Raw genomic sequence first — 18,914 nt, forward strand, 5'->3', positions numbered from 1 at the left:
TTGAATACGCCAGCGCCCCTGTTAATTGCCTTTTTTTCATGTTTGGTTTTTTAGTTTTTCATAACCTTTTATTGGTTTCGTTGGGACAAACGTACAGCGGTATTTTGGCCATAAAAAACCGCGTTTCTGAATGATTAAGGCGGTTTTATGGTATGATTAAAGCAGCGTTAATCATCCAATTACCCGGTTATATAAGAGGTAAAAAAGCCTGCAATTTTGGGTGTAAATCATCTAAAAACACATGGCAAAAACACGAAGCAAAGCCGAGATTGAACGACTAAAGGGCTATGCAAAACTGCTGTTCATTAGGGATAGGCTATCACAAAAAGAGATTGCGCAACGCACCGATGTTTCTGAAAAAACTATAGGGAAATGGGTGGAAGATGGGCAGTGGGAAAAGGAGCGGAAAAACTTTGTTTTAACCCGGCAAGAGCAAATGAGTAAGCTACTTGATGAGCTTACCGAGATTAACGCTTATATAGAGTCATTTGAGAAAGGAAAGCGTTTTGCAGATAGCAAATTGGCAGATGTAAGGCGCAAGCTGATTAAGGACATTAAGGAACTGGAAACAAAAACCAGTAAACCCGAAGCTATTAGCGCATGTATCGGCCTTCTTGAATTTATTCGCAAGATTGATTTAGCCAAGGCACAAGAGTTATCAGGGTACATTGATGGGTTCATTAAATCCATTATGTAATGAGTACGATAGCAGAAAACCGCGCGGCTCAAAACGAATGGGACGATTTTTTAAGAAACTTACTTCGGGCAGCAACGGTTGACGTTGACCAGACGGAAGCGGAGCGAATAGCGCATAGGGAATGGCTTGAAGCGCCGGGCAATGAAGAAGAATGGAATAAATTCTTTTTCCCTAACTACTATAAATCGGAAGCTGCCCCTTTTCATAAAAAGAGTACTAAATGGTTATTTAACCACATGGAGGGCTATTTGGTACGAGCATGGAGCCGCGAAATGGCCAAAGATGTGCGTACCATGATGGAAACAATACGCCTGGGGCTTACCAAAAAGAAAAAGTTAGGATTATTAGTTAGCAGTAGCGCCGAAAAAGCTGTGTTACTATTAAAGCCTTATAAAATCAATTTTGAAAGTAACCCCCGCCTAATTGCTTACTACGGCGAACAGGTAACCTATGGGGCATGGACTGAAAGTGCATTTACTTGTAAATGCGGTATGGCGTGGGTAGCTATAGGCAAAGGACAAACGCCGCGTGGTTTGCGAAATGAAGATATCCGTCCGGATTTGGTAGTTATCACCGATATGGACACTGACGAGGATTGCCGCAACCCTGAAACAATAGCCAAAGATTGGGCATGGTTTGAAAAAGCAGTGTACGGCACCAGGTCGGTAAGTAACCCCTTCTTAGTAATATTCCTGGGTAACATTATAGCAGAAGATTGCACAATCAATAACGCCATACTTATGGCCGACAGGTCAGAAGTCATCAATATTGAAGACGAAGACGGCAATAGCAACTGGCCGGAAAAGAACACGCAGGAAATGATAGCGCGTATCAAATCAAAAATTAGCTACGCGGCTTTTATGGGCGAATACATGAACACGCCGATTACCGATGGCAAGACCTTTCCCGACATCTACTTTAAAAAAATGATGCCATTAAAGATGTATCGTTTTTTAGTAGCGTATTGCGACCCCAGCTATAAGAGCGGTAAAAAGAACGACTTTAAAGCAATTGCCTTAGTTGGCAAATACAAAGATGAATATCATGTAGTAAAATATTTCTGTGCGCAAACAACTACGGCCATTATGCTGCAATGGTATTACATGATAATGAAGTTCGTGGCATTTGTGATAAATGTTTTTTACCTCATAGAATGGCCATGGATTGACGACACATTAAAACTCGAAATACAAGCCGCTAATAAACGGGAAAAGGTAACACTTCCATTGGTGCCGGATGATAGGGAAAAGCCGGAAAAATATTTTCGTATTGAAAGCCTTTTAGAACCATTAAACCGAAACGGGCACCTATGGTTCAATATCGACGATAAAGACAGCCCGCACGGCGTTGCCATGCGGGCACAGTTTAAAGCTTTCGGCCCCAAAAGCAAGGCGCATGATGACGGCCCCGATGCCGTTGAGGGGGCAGTTTGGACGATTAACAACAAATCAACCCGCGACCCTGCAAAAATCCAAGTACTTAAAGCACCAAAAAAAGCCAAACGATATTAACCATGCCATACTTAACCAAAGCAGATTTAACCACCGATATATACACAGAAGATATAGACGCTATAACCGAAAATAACGACGGTGATGTAACCGCCGCCATAAACAAAGCAATTGGCGAAGCGCAGGGGTACTTTGACAGGTACGACATTGATGCGCTTTTTGCCCGCACAGGTGACGACCGCGACCCTATTTTAGTTGGCTCATTAACGGCGATTGCCCTTCAATGGCTTACACGCAAATGCCCGGCAAACCAAAATATAAAGCAAATTCGGGACGATGCCGCTACAGCCCGTGTATGGCTTCGCCGGGTACAGGCGGCAGATGTTAAACCGAGGGGGTGGCCGCTAATCACACCGCCCGAAAAGGCAACCTTTTTTCATATGAGCAGTAACCCGAAACGCGGCAATCACTTTTAATTTTTAATACCCCTTTAAATAGCTTTTAAACATGGCCATAACTAAAAAACCTACCGTTACCGCCGACGGTACACAACCCAGCATTGCTATAACCAAGATAGATGTAATGCCTATAGTCCGCGAAAATCAGGACATAGTTAAATGGCGCAATTATACACGTAGTGCCGAATCACGGGTGCCACGCCGCGCATTGCTCTATAGTCTGTATTTTGATGTGATATTAGATGCCCAGGTGATAAGCGTAACCGGCAAACGCCGGGATGCTATTACTACCGCCGGTTGGCAGTACGTTGATAAGGATGGGCAGCCGGTTGATGCCATCAACGAATTAGTAGATAGTTTGGGCTTTGCCAAATTGCTTGAAGAAATTTTAGATAGCCGCTTTTGGGGCTACAGTATGGTAGACTGTAATATTTACAAAGACGATGAAGGCACCTGGCAGATGACTGCAACGCAGTTTGACCGCCGCCACATGCGCCCCGAACTGGGTATGGTTGCTTACCGGCAATACGATGATGAGGGTTTTAGCATTCGTGAGGGTGTTTACACACAAACCGTTTTGGAGGCAGGCGATGAAAAGGATTTGGGGCTATTATTATCGGCAGCACAATACGCCATATATAAACGTGGTGGTTTAGGTGATTGGGCTACGTTTGTTGAGGTTTTCGGCAATCAGATTTTAGATGCGCAATGGGATGGCTACGACGAAGACCAGCGTTTACTATTGCTTGATGCTATTGAGAAAATGGGCAACAATGGCCGGTTGGTACGTCCGAAAGGTACGGAGGTACAATTTGTGCCCAATCAAAACAACGCTACCGGCGCTTTACAGGAGGGCTTTGAACGCTACTTAGATGAGCAGATAGCAAAATCGCTATTGGGCAGCACCGAAACATCGGGTACAAGTGAGCGCACCGGTTACGCAATTGGGAAGGTGCATTCTGATCAGGACGAAAAGAAAAACGAAACGGATACGGATTTTGTACGCAGAATCCTGAACAGTCGTTTCCGCAAAATATTAAAAGCCTTTGGCCTGCCTTATGAGGGCGGCAAGTTCATTATACCCGAACGTAAACAAAAACTATCCCTTACCGACGAGATCAATGTTTACGTGCAAATGGCTACTCAATTGGGTATGCCGGTTGACCATGATTTCATCTATCAGCGCACGGGGATGCCAAAGCCTGCCGATTATGAGACACAAATGAAGGAAAAAGCCGCCCAAAAGGCCTTTAACGCATTAAATACGCAGATTTCGGACGATGACGACGAAGAAGAAAGTGCAAATACCCCCCCGGCTAAAAAGGAAAAAAAGAGCAAAAAGCCGGGTGGTGTGAAGCTAACTTTCCGCGAAAAGCTGGCTTTACACATGATGGATTTTTTCGCGTAGCCCCGGAGTTAACGGGGCATATTAAACTAAAGGATTTGTATAGCGATGATTGTGATTGCGGCGATAGCCACAACCATACTACTATACAGCTTGCCGGTGGTTATCGCGACATATTAAATGACTTTTTAAGGCAGGTACACACCGGCGAACTTAAGCCGGGCAGCATCCAGCCCGACTATTATAACAACATGGCTACAAAACTGGCCGGGGCAGTTAGCGAAGGGTTAGGCGGTAAAATATTCGCTTCAGACGATGAACGCAATACACTGAAAGCATATTTCGACCATAATATTTACGCATTTAGCGGCGCTAAAAGCCTCGTTATGCTTAAGGAGTATAACCGCCTATTACTTGACGATAAAGGCCAGGTGCTACCTTATAAAGAGTTTGAGAAACGGGCTTTAAAGGTTGATGCGCTATACAATAAAACGTATCTCGAGGCCGAATACGAAATGGCGGTAGCATCGTCGCAGATTGGTGCAAGCTGGCCGGGCTTGATGAAATTTAAGTTATTGGAGTGGAGTACAACAGGCGGGGAAAACGTTTGCCCTATTTGTGGCGGGTTCGACAGGATGATAATAGCCAGCAACAATCCTATTTTAAACAGGCTTTGCCCTCCGCTGCATTTTAAATGCCATTGCAAATTGATCCCGGCGGCAGATACCGACACGCCTACCCCCGAAGATCACATCAATAATGTAGAAAAGGCAGCCGATATAAAACCTTACTTCAAAAACAACCCAGGCAAAAACAAAGTGATTTTTGCCGACGGCCACCCGTATTTTAAAAATTTAGGCAACAATAAACAGCGTGAGTTAGATGCCGAAAAAAATTACAATATGCCATCGGGCGAAAGGATTTACGCTACCATCAACCTGCCATCATACACCGAAGCAAAAAGTAAAGATGAGGCAAACAAGTGGTGGGCAGATTTAGCGGGCGGCCAGCGTAAAAGCATTGATATTGTAGCGCGTGACGGCATTACCGTGAGTATGGATAACAGGTTTAGAAACCATGTATTAGAGGAAAATAAAGACAACCGCTACAGGTTCCTGCCACAGTTGCCCGATATTTTGAAAAACCCCGATGAGGTATGGAGTAATAAAATAAGGGGCAGCATTCAAACCGCTTATATCAAATATTACAAAAACTGCCCGATTGTGATTGTAACCGATTCACGCAGCAATGTTACAGCTATAACAGCCTACGAAGTGCAGAAAAATGGGCGAACAAACTTTGGCGCGCTTGCCAATATGCGGAAGGGTGTTTTGAAATATAAAAAGTAAAGCCGTTTACACAGTTCCGGTAGCGGCTAACCAAACAGCGCCCCGCCGGTGCATAAACGGCTTATTTATAACACAAATATAAATATATTTTATAAAAAATGGATAGTGCCGCTTTTGTTCGCACAAGCCGCCGCAAAGCTGCGCAGATAGCTACCTACGTGAACGATATAGCCCCGGCAATGGTAGTACGCAAAACGTTGCGATTTATTGACGGTAACTTCAGGGCGCAGGGCTGGCAGGGCGCTACTTTTAAAAAATGGAAAGATAAACAGAGTAATGCCGGTAAAAAGCGAAGGGGGCTAAACCTCATCGTAACCGGCAGGTTAAGGCGCGGGGTAAACTATACTACCAATGGTCGGGGCGAAGTATACTTTTATAACAACGTTCCATATGCCAAAGCACACAACGAGGGCTTAACCATAAACGCCACCGTACACGTTAGTGCCTATACCCGAAGGCGCTTTACCACCGACGAAGTGAGCGCACCACGAGCACGCAAAACCAAATTTGTGAAAACGCAAACCGGCGAAAGCGAAGTAAGATCGCATACCCGCGTAATGAAAACCCAAATGCCACAACGCCAATTTATGCCTTACGAAAGCCACGGCAGCCCGGTTTTGATTAACTCAATACGGCGGGATTTAGAAAAGGATATGACAAAGATTTTAAACGCATAACATCATGAGTGAATTAACAATGGATGCCATATTGGCAAATGTATTTTTAACCGTACAGGCACGTTTAGCCACGCTGCCCGAATTGAAATTTATTGACCAAGATTTGGGGCAGTTGGAATTTGACGACGCTGACCAGCTTTGCCCGGTTAAGTTCCCGTGTGCTTTATTTGATCCTGTAGAGATACGCTATACTGACAATAGCGAATACAGCCAACAGGGCGAAAGTGTACTGGAAGTTCGGCTGGCTGTAACTGCATACACAGCCGCCACCCACTACTATGAAAAAGATAGTCACAAAATAAATGCTTTGGGATACTTTAACTTAGAACACCGGGTTAACAAGGTATTGCACGGGTGGAGTGATGAACGGTATTTTAACCCGTTAAGTCGTATCAGCGCCCAAACCGAGCGCCGAAAGGATAACGTAAGGGTTAGAGTACTGCGCTATGCTTTTGGCTTTGTAGATAATACAGCGATGAAGGTGAGAACACCGCAACCGAGGCCGGATTTGGAAGTTATACCGAATGTGGTCTAACAAAAAAGCCGCTTACTTAGCGGCTTTTTTTATTCAAATTCAGACTTTTCCACGTGTTTCTTTACTATCCTGTAACTGCCTTCGGGACTGGCGGCCTTAAAATGTGCCTCCCGTTTCATAGCTAACCATTCCGAATCATAAACGCCGATGATTTCATGTGGCGCGGCGTACTCATTTATCAGTATATAAACTTCCATTTTTCTGTTAATATTTAAATTCTACAATTCCGGCATTGTCAGCAACGGCGGGTTCAACTTTGATATTAAGGGGTTGGCCAAATTGCCCTGCATGGCGATTAATTATAAATACCTTTTCCGTTCCTTTGTTGTTTAAATATTGATCGTAATTGCGCCAATCAATCAATAGTTTTTTAGGGCTCGTACCGGTGCTATCAACATGCTCTTTAATTAGGCTATGTATTACATCTTTACTAAACTTATCAATTGAATATTGTGTGTCACTTATCCGGCAACCTGCGAACTTATATTTGCCATTATCATTCTCAATTGTAGACACAGTATTTCTAATAAAGTCCCCTTTAATACTCTCTAATCTGTGATGAAAGCTATAGGCAAGCGAATTGATTTCATCCAATAAAAAAATGTATTCACATTTATAATCATACCTAAAGCCGCGCATTACCACTTTAGATTCGTCAGCTTTAAACAGTAGAGGGGAAAAGAAGTCGTGAAAGTAATCTGATATGGCAGTTTTAAGGGTTTCTATTGTATATGAGTTCATTTGCTTATTTCTATAAATGGCACACCAGTTTTGTTATTATAGGTTATAGTCTCATCAATCAGCATCTTTTTAGCCACTACACCGTTATGTAACTGCGCTGTTGATGTCCATTGGATATCGGTAGGCCAATATTGTATAAACAGCCTGGCGAGGCCTACAGGATGGCCGGTTATTTTCACCTTCGTTATTCGCTTATCTGCGTTTACCCAATACTTTAAATATAATTTAGGTTCGCCGCCCGTGCTGATCCGTGGAGCAAAAATAAATTCACTGCCGCCTTTAATATACCTGGTTTCATCCATATTATAACCATTGGCCTGCAAATAAGTGGCTATGCCATTGGCGTAATATTCTTTATAGCCTATCAAGCGGTAAAGTTCATACCCGGCCTTATCCCAAAGGGCTTGCTGTTCGCGCTTTTCTTTTGGTGTTCCGTACCATTTAGCGTCGGTTTTAGTCCATTTGGCTGTATCTGTTTGCGCATAGCAATAAGCCCCAGCCAGTATAAATAAAGTGACAAGTATCGGTTTTTTCATAACCCAAATATAAGGGTTAATACCAATTAAAATGAGGGATAAGTTTTTGCAGGTACTTGCGGTCGGCACCGTCGGCTTTTAGTTTTTCGAGGGTGTCGCGTTCCTCCATGATGATTTGCGAAATGGTGGTTTCGCCTAAATAAAACTCGTGGTTTAATTCCTCTACAGCGCGTTCGTATTGCAGGCCTTTGATTTTGTAGTGGTAATAAAGGCGGCATACAATATGATGATCCCGGCGGGCTTTAAACACCCCTTTAACGTGCTTAACAGTGCTACGCTTAAGAGGTTCAGAAAGGATGCTTGCGACAAGTTGTTTACCGAGTGCCATAGATTAATCAGGTGCCATAAAATTACCCAATACTTAAAAACTTAGCAAAACAAACCAGCGCACATTATATTTGTGATATGACAATTGAGTTTGAAGCGACGTTTGGTGACGAAGTGAAATTGGTTACAGTTAGCTGGGATGAATGGGGGCACAAAGGCTTTAACATCCTTTTAAATAAGCGCTATCAGGGCTATGTTATAAAACATAAAGACATTTGGGATCACTGGTTACAAGTGCGGTACCCGCAACATGATTTTACCACCGACGACATACAAATTATCATTGCGCTTATAGAAGCTCACCCCGATTATGAAACTGTATCAAAACGCTTTAATCTATTTTAATTGCGCACTTTCGGGCATCATTTCGCTTAATAAATGTGTCAGGGTGTACACCTCATCATGATCGGGCGGGGTGTCGGGGTTTTGGTTTCCCATAAGGTGCAGCAATGACCTGTACAGGTGTACATAATCATCACGGTCGCCATTCAGTGTAATAATAATCTTTCTCTCTTTCTGCTCAAACGCTACCATAAACCCGGCCGGTTAAATCAATTTAAAATCTGTTTAAAGGTTTCATCAGGTAGATGTATCAGCCGGGCAAAAAAAATGACGCAGCCAATACCTTAAAGCCCATCAAGGGAGTCCAAGCCCTATACACGCAGAAAGATACAGCCACGCCATTACTGGCGTACTATTTGGCTTGTGCTGCGTGTATCTGCAATTTTGGACTTTTAGATGATGGGCAGCACTTTAAAAAGTACAATTTCTTTTACTTTACAAAGTTAGGGCTTTTACGGTTATGAGGGAATAGGGTTACAATAATAAGAACTATTAACAGGTATTTTTATTACCTTAACTATAATTATGGCAAGGATATTTACATCGAAACAAAAGGCAATTGATCTTATTAACAATAGAATAAACGAGCTAAATGATTTTCAAAACTTCAATCACGTAGCTTGGAAAGCACGAACGGTATCTGATTTAACAGAAATATTCGGTCCAGCAAGTAATCAGGTGTTTAACGCCCAAAGACTTAACTTTTATGATATTGTTACCAATGAAAACGGAAAGATTAGGGAAAACTTTAGGCAATTATTGCAAAGCTATATCGGTTTTATAAAGGATCACATACCGGAAGCCCAAGTGAAAGTAGTGGAGCAAATAGATTGGGAAAAACAGTATAACGAAATGCATAACATTGTAATTCAAAAAGGCCATAATTTCGATGCCCTTCACAAGCTTTTAGAAAATAGAGATTCGATGATAGACGAATTAAATGCAGAAGTCGAGATGCTTAAAAACAATGTTTTTCAAACGGAAAATGTTACACCATTGCGTCTTTGGCGTTTTTTTATAAATCTACCTTGGGAGAGCGTTACAATTATCATAGGAATATTGGGAGCAACATTCGCACTGGGTGTGTGGTTAGCACATTTACTAAAGCTTTAAAATAAAAAAGCCCCTTTAACGGGGCTTTAATTGGGCGATTGTAAGAACGTTTCTATTTTCGCTGCATCGGTTAAACTTTCACACAATATGTGATAATGGTAAAACCAATTATATCCATCGCAATCATACTTAAATGAGTTTTCATCTAAAAACCCATCAAGCTTTTTAGCTTCTTCGCCTTTATGCTTTTCTATTTTTATGTAAAGCACAAAAGGCTTATCGAATTTTATTATTTGATGATCCATGTTTATTATATTCTATTTAATGCATTTATCTGCTACCCTTATAAGCCACTCCGCAAACCTTATCGGCGTAGCTTCTCTTTCTTTTTTGGTTATAATCTTAGCGCCGGTGCCGTTCCGTGCTGGCCTTACTACATACTCTATTGCATCGAATGATATTGGAATAGGCGGCAGTTTATCGGGAGTGCAGCCTACTATATAAAGCAGCGTTTTCTTTTGTGCTTTGTGTCCCCACCAACTTTGGTTAACACAAATGGAATACCCCCCCCCTATGTCTTTTTTGCCTGGCATTGGTAACGGTACTTCATTCCATAGGGTTGAGCCGTAAGGATGTTCGAGCACACCGCCATGTTTTCGGATCATATCAACGGCGTAAAGCGCTAATTCTTTTTCGTCCGGCCGTGGTTTAGCAAATTGAGATAAACGCCCCCATGCCCGGCAAGGCGGATGCGCTACAACAGGGTTGCCTCCCGGCCATTTACGCGCATCCCGTTCAATATCCCAGCAGTCTACATTGAGGGTATTGTATATTGATTTTGCTTGAGTGAATAATATTGACACCATGTTAATCTAACTCGTCTAATTGGTAGTACACCGGGCATGTTTTCCCGTGTACCGTTTCAAATTCAATTACAACCATAGGTTCGTTATCGTAGATAGCAAACTTTGGATGGCTGATAATTATGCGGTTTTCGTAGCCAGGTATACACTTAATATCCATGATAGATGTTATTTCATGTATCCCGTTAGAGCGTTTTTTTACACCGAAACCCGCCAAACTTTGCTCTAAAACCTGCTGAACAGGTGGGGGTATATGCATAATTAACTCATGCGGACGGTACATTTTAGCAGTAAAATAGCCACGTGCGCGCGCAATCATTTCAACCAAAATGTGCATTTCTGCACATTCAGGCCGGTAATAAAGGCGGGCAACGCGTTTGATCTGCACGGCTTTAGTTGCGTTTTTTGATATTACCACGTTCAATAACATCGCCTAAAAAAATAACGAAGTCACCGGGCAACGACCATATTACAAGCTTGCCTGCATCGTAGCTAATTCGCATCATTTTTGACATTCTGATAACGCCTTTAAACTCCGCAATAAACCACGGCTTATCAGCTCCATATCCATTCGTGAACTTCACGTGCGTGTATTGTTTGCCTATCAGCCGCGAAGCAATCCAAGTGCTTTCGCGTCTAAATTCGATACGTTTTAATTCGCGTTCCATCAAATCAAACGGATGCTTCGTTAAAGTGAGATTAAGCAACTTCATACCTTTAAATACCCTTTAAATACTTTAAATAAACCTGATTAAAGGCGCTCACGGCCTTTACAAGGTCGAGGTAATATAAATTATCCAGCGGAGCGCTAAACTTGCTTTCACACCATTCGTTAACGCGTTTCATATCTACCTTAACCGTGCCGGGTAACTCCCAATGCATTTCGTGGGCAAGGCTTAATATTTTACGCTTCATTTTGTCGGCTTCGCTGGGTGGCTGGCCTACGAGGTTTTCAAGGTGTTCAAAAAGCGCCTGTGTTTCCGGGTAATCCATTTCTGTAAGGCTTACCGTACGGCCATCGGTAAAACTTTCTACCGTGGCTTCTTTTTTATATTCCTCTTTAATGCCCGCCTTAGCTAATAAGGTGCGGGCTTTTTTGATTTGATCTTTAGTCATGATATTCGGGATATGCCATGTGTGGCGGGTTAGCATCGAAACTAAAAGCCGGGCGGTTGTCGATGTCGACCAGGTAAGGCAGCGGCTTCATGGTGTCCCTAAATTCAATTAATGCTATCCGGTTCATGGATTCGTAATTGCTTCCAAAACTTACACGGGTTTTGTCGGCTGTTATATGCAGGCTTTTTACTCCAATTATTTCCAGCGCCTTTGCTAAGTTGTCGATAGCTTCGTGAAGTATTGCGAGTTTGCCGGGTTGTATGTTTTCGTTCATGATTCTTTGCTCCAATCTGTTTTATAATATTCTCTCTTTAAAAAGCCTTCGGGGTTTGCCTGCGCTACGCCAGTGCGTTTCAGGTAGGCTTTGTAGGCTGGTATACATTTGAGGTATGCCAGCTTCTTAACATCGCTTAGCCTGTTCCAATATGGTTCGCAACGGTGCGGGTGTATTTTCTTTCCGTATTCGGTTATGAAGTTTTCAAAACTCAAATCTTCCGACACCTTGCGAACGGTAAAATATTGACTTGTGTTAAGCGCGGCCAAAGCGGCTTCCTCGCGGGGTAGTTTTTGTAGCAGTGTAACCAGTTGCTTTTCGTTTAATTCGGCATCCAAAACGCTGTAAAACACCATTAAACCGGCATTGTCATAGTTAAACTGCACAGTGCCTTTGTAGTGGTCGGAGGTTAAAATGTACTTATTCATCTGCAAATACCCCCTCCTTTTCGGGTGCGTTTTGCGCAGCTTTGGCAAGCTTTAGCGCCATTTTATCAAGCCTATCGAAGTATTTATGTTCAAGCAACCTGGCTCTTTCCTCCCAAATAGCTTGTGGGATATTACCACCAAAACGGCTTTTTGGCCATATCATGAAGTTTTTAACGAACAACTTAACGTCGCACAGATATTTTATATCCTTTGATGACTGCGTTTTAGGTTCACTTCCCAAACTCCACATTATGAGTATGATGATTTTATTTTTCAGCTTCTTACGCATGTATAAGAACTGTTCGGGTGTCATTTTCCAAACATCAATACTATCTATAACCGCAACATCCGGCGAACCGCGTCGGCAGAAATATTCTATCACTTCTTCAAAAGTGGCATTCGCAGCGAGTATGATTTTACCGCTATAATGGTCTATTATCCCCTCTCGCCTTAATGCATCCTGCATTGTGGCGCTGTGACCTTCTTCAAGGCTTACGTACGTTGCACGTAACCCACAATCACAAAGAGCCTTTAAAAGCCTTAATATCCCTGTTGTTTTGCCATTACCGCTACCGCCCCAAATAGCGCAGCTGAAATTTTTATCAACTAAGCCTATGGTATTTTTCCAAATTGTTTCTAAGTCTAAACGGTCAAATACCATCTGCCCAACCTGGAACATTCCTTTTGTCTCCATTTATCTAATCTGTGTGTCTTAAAAAAATTACTTCCGTGTTTTTGTCTATTGCTTTCGGGTATTTGGGGCTTGTGTTTGGCGGCAGGTACCACAGCTTATAAGTGCGGTATTGCGTTTGCTTTGGTTCGCGTTCAACCATTTGGTTTACTGTTTTGGCTTTATCACTTGCCTTGTAAAAGCGGTCGCCTACCCGTAGCTTTTCCGCTGTTGTTCGGGTGTTGCGCTCCATTATTCATACATGGTATTAAGCCCGAACTTTACCGCCTGCATATGCTCAAATATTGCCCCTTGGCTATCTTTCCAATCAGGGAGCATATAAATATGATCGGCCATATTTAACAGCGTTGTAGCCTTGCGCATGGCGGTTTGCCAGTCTTCTTCGGGGCCGATAAAGTCGCAGGGGTTAAGCACGTGAAAGCCTTGTGCAGTTAGCTTGGTTTTAGCCTCTCTAAATTTGGCCTCGTACTCATCTACCGGCAGCCCGGTTACTTTACCGGCTATATAAACCACCTGGCTTTTTGATTTGGCTAAATGGGTTGTTAATTGTATTAAGAAACTTGTTTTTGTCAATAGCTTTAACATAGTTTTAAAGGGTGTTTAAAGGTTATTAAATAGTACCCGGCCGGGGATGCGAACCCCGGCTTTGCACCATGCCGGGTTAAAGGTTTTTTAAAAGCCTGATACAGGTTGCGGCGGTTTGAATGGCTTCCCTTCTTATTTCTTCCACGCCACCACCCTCGTACTTGTGTTGCAATGCTGCCCGTACCAGTTCGCCGCTTTCTTCGCCAACAATGGCGGCGGCATGTATTTTATCTTCCGGCCATTCAGGATGCTTTCTTTCAGCCCTGTTTACCTCAATAATTACCTCGTTTACTACTTCTGATAATCTCATGTTAATTATTCGTTTACTGGCACCATTGCCATTGTACCCGCCCCAGCCTCGAACCGGGGTGGCTGCCTGCCGGGTTAAGGATTGATAAAAAAATCGAAGGGTATTACTTTGCACTCCAATTGCTTTAATTCGGCTTTAGGGAATTTTTGTTGAACCTTGCGGATAACTAAATCATAGGCTTTTTGACCTGCTATTTTGGGGTTTGCCGCAACTACTAATCCTTTGACTACAGCTGGCTTAAATTTTATGTTCGGTTGGCCTGGCTCGAATGCCTTGAGGCGAACGAAATACATATTTTCCTTTGCCATGATTATATATTTGAAAAATTTAAATGAACATCAACGTAATCGCCTTTTTCGTCGCGCACGTAAAGGCTGAAATACTGTTTACTTTTAGGCTTACGGATGGCCTGCCTTACAAAGGCCATGGCCTGTTTATACCTCGGATCGGGTATGTTTTCCTCGTGGCGTAAAAGGGCTAAAATCCGCTTACTATCTAACCGGCCATCGCGGGTACTAAAGGCGTCCATGATGATAGTTTTAAGCCAGTCGCTTGCGGCTGAAAGGCCATCGTTAAGGATTTCATCAAGTTTGTTCTTAGCAAGCATCAACAGGCCTTCATCAAAGGCTATAGCCTCATTTACATTGATCTCAATTTTAATGGAGCGGTCAAAGTTGTACCGGGTGATATTTCCTTTTCCCTTGCTTTTGTTATTCACACCTCCGTTTTCGTTTAAGAATGCTGTGTATAGTTCTAAGGCTATATCAAAGCATTTCTTTTTATGCTTTTCGAGGGCTGCGCGAAATGCTAACCGCTCTTTAGCCAATACCGATAGTTTGGCTTCGGCAAGGCGTTCACTTTTGCTAATCCTGTCTAATGGTATCAGGTCGCCGCTTTCGTTTACCCACTTTTTATCGGCTGGTTTTTGTTGTTTAATTGTTAGTGCTGTCATGCGTTTATTGATTTAAAAGTTTAATCGTTGGTAATGGATGATAATTATATTCGCTCATGTGGTGCTCTATTTGAACCATATGCGAACGGATAAAATTTAACTCGTATGAATCGGGCAACTGCACATAAATCCAGTATGTGCAATACGCTACGGCTTCGGCTTCGTTCAAACTGATGCTGTAAGCTTTTTTTCGCCTCCCTTCAAATTGGTTGCGCAGCTTTTGATAAATTTTTATCATGTGTATTTGCAAAAGCTGTTCACTTAAAGACACTACCGGGCTTGTCAAAATGAACTTGTGATACAAGCTTACAAGCGCTTGCATTTGCTGTGGAGTGTATTTTAAAACCATTTTAAAGGCATTTAAAGGATGATTACAAACAGTCGATAATAGTCACCACGTAAGTCAGCGTAAACCTTAAGCCAGGTATCCAATTTTGTTAAGGCTTTAGTCACGCTTTCGCGGTTCATTTTAAAATATTCGGCTATTTCATTATGGGTATAGCCCGCCTTTTCCATAAGGGCAAACACCAGGTAACGGCGCTCGGTGGGCTTTTTCCGGTCGTCTTTAACGTCCTTTAAATCGTCGACCATAACGCCCAAAAGGTCGGCTGACTCTTTAGTCAATTGATTAAGTGACTTTCTGCCGGGCGCGGCCGGTTGGGTACCGTTTAAATGGTTTTCAATAATGCTTTCAGCGTGATTTATAGTTTCTATTCTCATTTTATAGTGTGTGTTTAATTAGCGGTTTTACTGTTTTACAAGCTTCCTGCAGTATTGAATTATGCGGGATAAACTCAAAGGTTTCGGGGTTGTGCATGGCATCATATAGCTGCATGCATTCGGCCAAATCCCGCTTGTGTATACCCTCTGTTGATACTACCAGGCCTTCACATTCGGCCACAAAGGCCATATCTATTTTATGCCAGTGATTGCGCCACCATGCCCAAAAAAGCGAACTGGTTTGCAGTCCTTTGGTAAGTGTGGTGTCGCCGGTTTGCAGTTGCAGGTAATCATAAGCGGCAAACATTACCACGCTGCCGTATTGCACTTCGGTAAGTTCAAGCAGGTGCATTACCTTTTGGCGGGTAGCCTGCTGTATGGTTATTTGTTGCTTTATTTGGTTCATGCTGCCGCCTCCTCATTTTGCTGATCTTCCAATTCAGCCTGTTTTTGTTTCCACGCATGCACCAGGCGTTCAACACGGCGCATATCAACTACCCCGTTTTTAATGGCGGCACCATTGGCAATAAAGGCGAGTGATTCGGTGTCTGTTACCCCGTTTGTTTTGGCTACCAATATGGCATCGTCATAATCGGGTGTAGGTATTTCGATGAACTTACCGCCCAGTCGGCTAAGTATCTCGTTAAAGCCGATAGAGCCGCGGGCTTCGCCCAATTCAATACGGTCGCGCAGGTTATGGGTACCTATCAAAACAATGCCGCAACGTTTCCAAAGCGCATTATACAGGTCGATAAAAAGCAGTAATAAGCCGTTTCTAACCTTTTCCATTTCATCAATAATGATGATAGGCTGTTTGTATTTATCTACGCGCTCTTTGATGATAGAGGTTAGCAGCGATACGGTACCAGCATTTGATTTAATGCCCATTGATTGCAGTATTTTGGCTAACAGTTCCTTTTCGGTCATGTGGCGTTCACACTTCACGTAAAACACGTTTTTTTCTTCCTTCACGTAGTTATCAAGCATATCGGTTTTACCGCTGCCGGGAGTGCAAACCAACCCGAATACGTTACCGTGCATACGGGCATCGTCAAAGTAGCCGCGAAGCTTTATAGCCGGGCGGGTATCGGCATGGTACCAAATTTGGTCGAGCCTCATACCTAATTGCTTGGAGATTTTAACCCACATAGCATCGCCTAAACCATCATCTTTTCCCGCAATGATCTTGCTTACGGTGGCGTTTGATACTTTCAGTTTGGCGGCTGATTTAACCTGGCTGCCGGAGTGCAACACATGTTTGTTTAATTCGGCTCTAATTAGTTCTTTTGCTGTGTTATCCATTTTTAATTAGCTTTTAAGTGTTTAACTGGCCGGATACGTGAGGGTGTCCGGCCTTAATTTTTACATTTCGTCGTAGATACTTTGGGTTATTTTTGGCGCTTTAGGCCGGGCTTTATGCTCAATCTGCACATCATCGTACTGCTCTTCATAGCCACCTATTTGCTTTTGCGCCTTGTGATTGATGGCTTTAACCAATACCCCAGCCTGTAGAATGCTTTGTGCGTCTATTTCGGCACGTTGTAAGCGTTCGTCACGGCTGGTTACATAGTCAACCATCTTTTGAGTAATGGCCTTCTTTTCTTCTTTGCGTTCGTGCAGGCGATGGCCGTCGCCTTCTTGCATATCAGCTACCGCCGATGGCTGTAACACGTATTGGCCGGTTACAAAGCGGATACCGCTATGATCCGTTACAAGTACCTGGCTCATATCTGCCGGGTCATAGTACACATCAACCTTTTTGTTTACACATTCCGGGAAGTACTTAGCCGGTATATCAAAACTGTATTTGATATTGTTTAGCTGGAAGTTAAGCCCGGCAGGTTGCAGGCGTAATGATTCGCGCGGGTCGCGCAGTTGATGTTTTGCGCCCAATATTTCTATTTTGCGCTCAACACTTAAGCGTTTCTTTTGGCTTATTTCACTTTCATGGAAACCTTTAAGCCAATATTCCTGCCTTGTCAAATCGGTGCCGGGCATTTGGGCATGCCTCATTTGATTGATGGTCATTTCTATCACAGCTGGCGCATGTTTTTTATCGGGGAAGTTGGCACTTCGTTTTTGCAGCGCTTCGGCATTAGGGCGGGCATTTGCGCCGCGCGCTGTAATGTTGGCACCCGAATAGTTGGGGTACATTTTGAGTATCTTATGCAGCGGGTGGCTAAATACCCTCTCAATGTATTTTGATTGAGCCACCGAGGCGGTGAAAAATGTGCTTTCGCCACCCATCTTTAAAAATGTTGCTAAATCGCCTTTTAAAGCCGGGTCAATACTCCATTTATCAGATTTGATCTGATGCCATAAGTACGCATCGCCGGTAAGCTCAACGATGTGAGCCATAGCATTGCGGTAAGCCTGCTTTATCAGTTCAATGGTAACCGTTTCGCCTATGGCGTAGCCTAAAGGATAGTCGTTGTAGTTATCCACAACCACATACATCACCGGGCGGTAATAGCGGTTGACATTTTTGCGGCCATCTTTGTAAGTGGTTTCAGTGAAGTATAAGTCTAACACGTTATCATCACTGTTTACATAAATGAGCGGCGCGGTTGGGCGGGCTTGCTTAATTTGCTTGTTGTATTTGTTGTAGGCGGCCGCTTTACCTTCGCGGGCTATAATTACTTCGTGGTAATTTTCGCGGCGGCGATAGCCAACAGCTTGCGGGGTAATGGTTTTGCGGCCATTTTCAAGCGCCCACATATTATATGCTTGAGATATAACGACATCGTCATGCTTATTATCAAGCGCAATAAGGTGCATCAGGGTATCTTCGGCCTGCTGATCTTTAACTTTTTTGCTATTATCGTTGCCAAATCTGTATTGCTCTATCAAAACGGGGAAACCCTGCGCTTTATAGGCCTTAATCTTCTCTTTTAGGCGGGTTTCATTGGGGGGTAAACCCACTTTTTCGGCCTTAATAACGTCGGCTACAATCGACCAAAAAGCCGCCATTGTGATGTTAAAATCACGTTTTAAAGCCATTTTATCGGTAGTGTAGTGTATAATACCGTCCATATAGCTAACCGCTTTGGTGTATTTATCGCGGTACGCTTCGGGCAGATTAAGGCCGCTGGGTAGCGTGTATCCCTTGCCGTTGGTATTGTTATAAAAGTCGAATGCTTTTTGGTTCCAGTTGATAGTTACCCAATCAGTAAGCGGCTGTTTTACGATATACTCGTAAGGGTTGCCGTACTTTTCTATGATCTTCTTTTTACGTTCGTCCGATAGGCTTTCATAATCTATCAATACCTCTCTACCTAAGCCACCATATCCGTAAACGGTTATGGTACCCCGCTGACGAGACTTATTATAGTTCTCTACAGACATCAAGCCTGGTACCAATTCGTGGTATTCAAGGCAGAGGTTATTTAGTTCGTTGTACTTCATTTGGTTAATTAGGGTGTTACAAGCCCCGGCCTCGAACCGGGGTGGCTTCCTGTCTGTAA

General features: G+C 43.1%; 32 protein-coding genes. 9 read left to right on the plus strand and 23 right to left on the minus strand.

Features of this window, described 5'->3' with window-relative positions; all coding sequences use genetic code 11:
• Positions 1-241: 241 nt before the first annotated feature.
• From MTO98_RS26615 to MTO98_RS26645, 7 genes are all read left to right on the plus strand, one after another.
• Positions 242-697: a hypothetical protein gene (locus tag MTO98_RS26615; RefSeq protein ID WP_243482019.1), complete on the plus strand. Its 456-nt coding sequence runs from the start codon at positions 242-244 to the stop codon at positions 695-697.
• A complete protein-coding gene (locus MTO98_RS26620) occupies positions 697-2,208 on the plus strand; it encodes a hypothetical protein (protein ID WP_243482020.1) in 1,512 nt (503 codons plus the stop codon). The genes MTO98_RS26615 and MTO98_RS26620 overlap by 1 nt, the downstream gene beginning before the upstream one ends.
• Positions 2,209-2,210: 2 nt before the next feature.
• Positions 2,211-2,624, plus strand: coding sequence for a hypothetical protein (locus MTO98_RS26625; protein ID WP_243482021.1), 414 nt, complete (start codon positions 2,211-2,213; stop codon positions 2,622-2,624).
• Positions 2,625-2,655: 31 nt separating this feature from the next.
• Positions 2,656-4,014 carry a DUF935 family protein gene (locus MTO98_RS26630; protein WP_243482022.1) on the plus strand — a complete coding sequence of 453 codons (1,359 nt, stop codon included), beginning with the start codon at positions 2,656-2,658 and terminating at the stop codon, positions 4,012-4,014.
• Between the two features lie 35 nt (positions 4,015-4,049).
• Entirely contained in the window at positions 4,050-5,300 is a 1,251-nt protein-coding gene (locus tag MTO98_RS26635; protein ID WP_243482023.1) for a PBECR2 nuclease fold domain-containing protein, read from the plus strand.
• A gap of 98 nt (positions 5,301-5,398) precedes the next feature.
• Positions 5,399-5,977 carry a hypothetical protein gene (locus tag MTO98_RS26640; protein WP_243482024.1) on the plus strand — a complete coding sequence of 193 codons (579 nt, stop codon included), beginning with the start codon at positions 5,399-5,401 and terminating at the stop codon, positions 5,975-5,977.
• Positions 5,978-5,981: 4 nt separating this feature from the next.
• Entirely contained in the window at positions 5,982-6,512 is a 531-nt protein-coding gene (locus MTO98_RS26645) for a hypothetical protein (RefSeq protein WP_243482025.1), read from the plus strand.
• A 29-nt stretch (positions 6,513-6,541) separates the two neighbouring features.
• On the opposite strand, the gene MTO98_RS26650 is transcribed toward MTO98_RS26645, so the two are convergent.
• Genes MTO98_RS26650 through MTO98_RS26665 form a run of 4 tightly spaced genes read right to left on the minus strand, consistent with a single transcriptional unit; the run spans position 6,542 to position 8,117 of the window.
• Positions 6,542-6,709, minus strand: coding sequence for a hypothetical protein (locus MTO98_RS26650; RefSeq protein WP_243482026.1), 168 nt, complete (start codon positions 6,707-6,709; stop codon positions 6,542-6,544).
• A gap of 7 nt (positions 6,710-6,716) precedes the next feature.
• The gene (locus MTO98_RS26655) at positions 6,717-7,253 is read right to left on the minus strand and encodes a hypothetical protein (protein WP_243482027.1); all 537 of its coding nucleotides are present in this window, start codon (positions 7,251-7,253) and stop codon (positions 6,717-6,719) included.
• Positions 7,250-7,789 carry a hypothetical protein gene (locus tag MTO98_RS26660; RefSeq protein ID WP_243482028.1) on the minus strand — a complete coding sequence of 180 codons (540 nt, stop codon included), beginning with the start codon at positions 7,787-7,789 and terminating at the stop codon, positions 7,250-7,252. Before MTO98_RS26660 ends, MTO98_RS26655 begins: the two co-directional genes overlap by 4 nt.
• 16 nt (positions 7,790-7,805) lie before the next feature.
• Entirely contained in the window at positions 7,806-8,117 is a 312-nt protein-coding gene (locus tag MTO98_RS26665; protein WP_243482029.1) for a hypothetical protein, read from the minus strand.
• Positions 8,118-8,194: 77 nt separating this feature from the next.
• Here MTO98_RS26665 and MTO98_RS26670 point away from each other — a divergent pair, with 77 nt between their 5' ends.
• Entirely contained in the window at positions 8,195-8,461 is a 267-nt protein-coding gene (locus tag MTO98_RS26670; RefSeq protein WP_243482030.1) for a hypothetical protein, read from the plus strand.
• Here the strand turns inward: MTO98_RS26670 and MTO98_RS26675 are convergent.
• Positions 8,453-8,650, minus strand: a complete 198-nt coding sequence (locus MTO98_RS26675) for a hypothetical protein (RefSeq protein WP_243482031.1) — start codon at positions 8,648-8,650, stop codon at positions 8,453-8,455. The two genes, MTO98_RS26670 and MTO98_RS26675, sit on opposite strands and share 9 nt — an antisense overlap.
• 333 nt (positions 8,651-8,983) lie before the next feature.
• On the opposite strand from MTO98_RS26675, the gene MTO98_RS26680 reads away from it, so the two are divergent.
• Positions 8,984-9,571, plus strand: coding sequence for a hypothetical protein (locus MTO98_RS26680; protein ID WP_243482032.1), 588 nt, complete (start codon positions 8,984-8,986; stop codon positions 9,569-9,571).
• Between the two features lie 26 nt (positions 9,572-9,597).
• On the opposite strand, the gene MTO98_RS26685 is transcribed toward MTO98_RS26680, so the two are convergent.
• The 18 genes from MTO98_RS26685 to MTO98_RS26770 form a co-directional block, all read right to left on the minus strand.
• On the minus strand, positions 9,598-9,816 hold the full coding sequence (locus MTO98_RS26685; protein WP_243482033.1) for a hypothetical protein: 219 nt from the start codon (positions 9,814-9,816) through the stop codon (positions 9,598-9,600).
• A gap of 12 nt (positions 9,817-9,828) precedes the next feature.
• Positions 9,829-10,377 carry a hypothetical protein gene (locus MTO98_RS26690; protein ID WP_243482034.1) on the minus strand — a complete coding sequence of 183 codons (549 nt, stop codon included), beginning with the start codon at positions 10,375-10,377 and terminating at the stop codon, positions 9,829-9,831.
• 1 nt (position 10,378) lies between these two features.
• Positions 10,379-10,762, minus strand: coding sequence for a hypothetical protein (locus tag MTO98_RS26695; protein WP_243482035.1), 384 nt, complete (start codon positions 10,760-10,762; stop codon positions 10,379-10,381).
• 4 nt (positions 10,763-10,766) lie between these two features.
• Positions 10,767-11,087 carry a hypothetical protein gene (locus tag MTO98_RS26700; RefSeq protein ID WP_243482036.1) on the minus strand — a complete coding sequence of 107 codons (321 nt, stop codon included), beginning with the start codon at positions 11,085-11,087 and terminating at the stop codon, positions 10,767-10,769.
• A gap of 4 nt (positions 11,088-11,091) precedes the next feature.
• A complete protein-coding gene (locus MTO98_RS26705) occupies positions 11,092-11,490 on the minus strand; it encodes a hypothetical protein (RefSeq protein ID WP_243482037.1) in 399 nt (132 codons plus the stop codon).
• Positions 11,483-11,764 (minus strand): hypothetical protein, encoded by a 282-nt coding sequence (locus MTO98_RS26710; protein WP_243482038.1) that lies wholly within the window; start codon positions 11,762-11,764, stop codon positions 11,483-11,485. The genes MTO98_RS26705 and MTO98_RS26710 overlap by 8 nt, the downstream gene beginning before the upstream one ends.
• The gene (locus tag MTO98_RS26715; protein ID WP_243482039.1) at positions 11,761-12,192 is read right to left on the minus strand and encodes a hypothetical protein; all 432 of its coding nucleotides are present in this window, start codon (positions 12,190-12,192) and stop codon (positions 11,761-11,763) included. The genes MTO98_RS26710 and MTO98_RS26715 overlap by 4 nt, the downstream gene beginning before the upstream one ends.
• Positions 12,185-12,886: a DNA repair protein RadA gene (locus tag MTO98_RS26720; RefSeq protein ID WP_243482040.1), complete on the minus strand. Its 702-nt coding sequence runs from the start codon at positions 12,884-12,886 to the stop codon at positions 12,185-12,187. Before MTO98_RS26720 ends, MTO98_RS26715 begins: the two co-directional genes overlap by 8 nt.
• Before the next feature lie 4 nt (positions 12,887-12,890).
• Entirely contained in the window at positions 12,891-13,115 is a 225-nt protein-coding gene (locus MTO98_RS26725; protein ID WP_243482041.1) for a hypothetical protein, read from the minus strand.
• Positions 13,115-13,468 carry a DUF4406 domain-containing protein gene (locus MTO98_RS26730; protein WP_243482042.1) on the minus strand — a complete coding sequence of 118 codons (354 nt, stop codon included), beginning with the start codon at positions 13,466-13,468 and terminating at the stop codon, positions 13,115-13,117. Before MTO98_RS26730 ends, MTO98_RS26725 begins: the two co-directional genes overlap by 1 nt.
• A 76-nt stretch (positions 13,469-13,544) precedes the next feature.
• Positions 13,545-13,778 carry a hypothetical protein gene (locus MTO98_RS26735; RefSeq protein ID WP_243482043.1) on the minus strand — a complete coding sequence of 78 codons (234 nt, stop codon included), beginning with the start codon at positions 13,776-13,778 and terminating at the stop codon, positions 13,545-13,547.
• 74 nt (positions 13,779-13,852) lie between these two features.
• Positions 13,853-14,086: a hypothetical protein gene (locus MTO98_RS26740; protein ID WP_243482044.1), complete on the minus strand. Its 234-nt coding sequence runs from the start codon at positions 14,084-14,086 to the stop codon at positions 13,853-13,855.
• Between the two features lie 2 nt (positions 14,087-14,088).
• Complete coding sequence (locus MTO98_RS26745) at positions 14,089-14,730, minus strand: DUF3164 family protein (RefSeq protein ID WP_243482045.1); 642 nt, start codon at positions 14,728-14,730, stop codon at positions 14,089-14,091.
• A 4-nt stretch (positions 14,731-14,734) separates the two neighbouring features.
• A complete protein-coding gene (locus tag MTO98_RS26750; RefSeq protein ID WP_243482046.1) occupies positions 14,735-14,968 on the minus strand; it encodes a hypothetical protein in 234 nt (77 codons plus the stop codon).
• 122 nt (positions 14,969-15,090) lie between these two features.
• Positions 15,091-15,450, minus strand: a complete 360-nt coding sequence (locus MTO98_RS26755; protein ID WP_243482047.1) for a hypothetical protein — start codon at positions 15,448-15,450, stop codon at positions 15,091-15,093.
• Between the two features lies 1 nt (position 15,451).
• The gene (locus MTO98_RS26760; RefSeq protein ID WP_243482048.1) at positions 15,452-15,856 is read right to left on the minus strand and encodes a hypothetical protein; all 405 of its coding nucleotides are present in this window, start codon (positions 15,854-15,856) and stop codon (positions 15,452-15,454) included.
• On the minus strand, positions 15,853-16,752 hold the full coding sequence (locus MTO98_RS26765; RefSeq protein ID WP_243482049.1) for an AAA family ATPase: 900 nt from the start codon (positions 16,750-16,752) through the stop codon (positions 15,853-15,855). The genes MTO98_RS26760 and MTO98_RS26765 overlap by 4 nt, the downstream gene beginning before the upstream one ends.
• 60 nt (positions 16,753-16,812) lie before the next feature.
• Positions 16,813-18,855: a Mu transposase C-terminal domain-containing protein gene (locus MTO98_RS26770; RefSeq protein WP_243482050.1), complete on the minus strand. Its 2,043-nt coding sequence runs from the start codon at positions 18,853-18,855 to the stop codon at positions 16,813-16,815.
• Positions 18,856-18,914: the final 59 nt, after the last annotated feature.

Source organism: Mucilaginibacter sp. SMC90 (genome assembly GCF_022811725.1).
Lineage (GTDB): Bacteria > Bacteroidota > Bacteroidia > Sphingobacteriales > Sphingobacteriaceae > Mucilaginibacter.

Excerpts from the sequence above, each read along its gene's own strand:
- MTO98_RS26620 (WP_243482020.1), top strand. The coding sequence starts at position 697 with ATGAGTACGATAGCAGAAAACCGCGCGGCTCAAAACGAATGGGACGAT.
- MTO98_RS26715 (WP_243482039.1), bottom strand. The coding sequence starts at position 12,192 with ATGAATAAGTACATTTTAACCTCCGACCACTACAAAGGCACTGTGCAG.
- MTO98_RS26745 (WP_243482045.1), bottom strand. The coding sequence starts at position 14,730 with ATGACAGCACTAACAATTAAACAACAAAAACCAGCCGATAAAAAGTGG.
- MTO98_RS26770 (WP_243482050.1), bottom strand. The coding sequence starts at position 18,855 with ATGAAGTACAACGAACTAAATAACCTCTGCCTTGAATACCACGAATTG.
- MTO98_RS26650 (WP_243482026.1), bottom strand. The coding sequence starts at position 6,709 with ATGGAAGTTTATATACTGATAAATGAGTACGCCGCGCCACATGAAATC.
- MTO98_RS26615 (WP_243482019.1), top strand. The coding sequence starts at position 242 with ATGGCAAAAACACGAAGCAAAGCCGAGATTGAACGACTAAAGGGCTAT.
- MTO98_RS26740 (WP_243482044.1), bottom strand. The coding sequence starts at position 14,086 with ATGGCAAAGGAAAATATGTATTTCGTTCGCCTCAAGGCATTCGAGCCA.
- MTO98_RS26680 (WP_243482032.1), top strand. The coding sequence starts at position 8,984 with ATGGCAAGGATATTTACATCGAAACAAAAGGCAATTGATCTTATTAAC.
- MTO98_RS26685 (WP_243482033.1), bottom strand. The coding sequence starts at position 9,816 with ATGGATCATCAAATAATAAAATTCGATAAGCCTTTTGTGCTTTACATA.
- MTO98_RS26710 (WP_243482038.1), bottom strand. The coding sequence starts at position 11,764 with ATGAACGAAAACATACAACCCGGCAAACTCGCAATACTTCACGAAGCT.
- MTO98_RS26735 (WP_243482043.1), bottom strand. The coding sequence starts at position 13,778 with ATGAGATTATCAGAAGTAGTAAACGAGGTAATTATTGAGGTAAACAGG.
- MTO98_RS26645 (WP_243482025.1), top strand. The coding sequence starts at position 5,982 with ATGAGTGAATTAACAATGGATGCCATATTGGCAAATGTATTTTTAACC.
- MTO98_RS26630 (WP_243482022.1), top strand. The coding sequence starts at position 2,656 with ATGGCCATAACTAAAAAACCTACCGTTACCGCCGACGGTACACAACCC.
- MTO98_RS26660 (WP_243482028.1), bottom strand. The coding sequence starts at position 7,789 with ATGAAAAAACCGATACTTGTCACTTTATTTATACTGGCTGGGGCTTAT.
- MTO98_RS26755 (WP_243482047.1), bottom strand. The coding sequence starts at position 15,450 with ATGAGAATAGAAACTATAAATCACGCTGAAAGCATTATTGAAAACCAT.
- MTO98_RS26720 (WP_243482040.1), bottom strand. The coding sequence starts at position 12,886 with ATGGAGACAAAAGGAATGTTCCAGGTTGGGCAGATGGTATTTGACCGT.
- MTO98_RS26665 (WP_243482029.1), bottom strand. The coding sequence starts at position 8,117 with ATGGCACTCGGTAAACAACTTGTCGCAAGCATCCTTTCTGAACCTCTT.
- MTO98_RS26705 (WP_243482037.1), bottom strand. The coding sequence starts at position 11,490 with ATGACTAAAGATCAAATCAAAAAAGCCCGCACCTTATTAGCTAAGGCG.
- MTO98_RS26670 (WP_243482030.1), top strand. The coding sequence starts at position 8,195 with ATGACAATTGAGTTTGAAGCGACGTTTGGTGACGAAGTGAAATTGGTT.
- MTO98_RS26700 (WP_243482036.1), bottom strand. The coding sequence starts at position 11,087 with ATGAAGTTGCTTAATCTCACTTTAACGAAGCATCCGTTTGATTTGATG.
- MTO98_RS26750 (WP_243482046.1), bottom strand. The coding sequence starts at position 14,968 with ATGATAAAAATTTATCAAAAGCTGCGCAACCAATTTGAAGGGAGGCGA.
- MTO98_RS26730 (WP_243482042.1), bottom strand. The coding sequence starts at position 13,468 with ATGTTAAAGCTATTGACAAAAACAAGTTTCTTAATACAATTAACAACC.
- MTO98_RS26690 (WP_243482034.1), bottom strand. The coding sequence starts at position 10,377 with ATGGTGTCAATATTATTCACTCAAGCAAAATCAATATACAATACCCTC.
- MTO98_RS26655 (WP_243482027.1), bottom strand. The coding sequence starts at position 7,253 with ATGAACTCATATACAATAGAAACCCTTAAAACTGCCATATCAGATTAC.
- MTO98_RS26760 (WP_243482048.1), bottom strand. The coding sequence starts at position 15,856 with ATGAACCAAATAAAGCAACAAATAACCATACAGCAGGCTACCCGCCAA.
- MTO98_RS26640 (WP_243482024.1), top strand. The coding sequence starts at position 5,399 with ATGGATAGTGCCGCTTTTGTTCGCACAAGCCGCCGCAAAGCTGCGCAG.
- MTO98_RS26725 (WP_243482041.1), bottom strand. The coding sequence starts at position 13,115 with ATGGAGCGCAACACCCGAACAACAGCGGAAAAGCTACGGGTAGGCGAC.
- MTO98_RS26675 (WP_243482031.1), bottom strand. The coding sequence starts at position 8,650 with ATGGTAGCGTTTGAGCAGAAAGAGAGAAAGATTATTATTACACTGAAT.
- MTO98_RS26625 (WP_243482021.1), top strand. The coding sequence starts at position 2,211 with ATGCCATACTTAACCAAAGCAGATTTAACCACCGATATATACACAGAA.
- MTO98_RS26765 (WP_243482049.1), bottom strand. The coding sequence starts at position 16,752 with ATGGATAACACAGCAAAAGAACTAATTAGAGCCGAATTAAACAAACAT.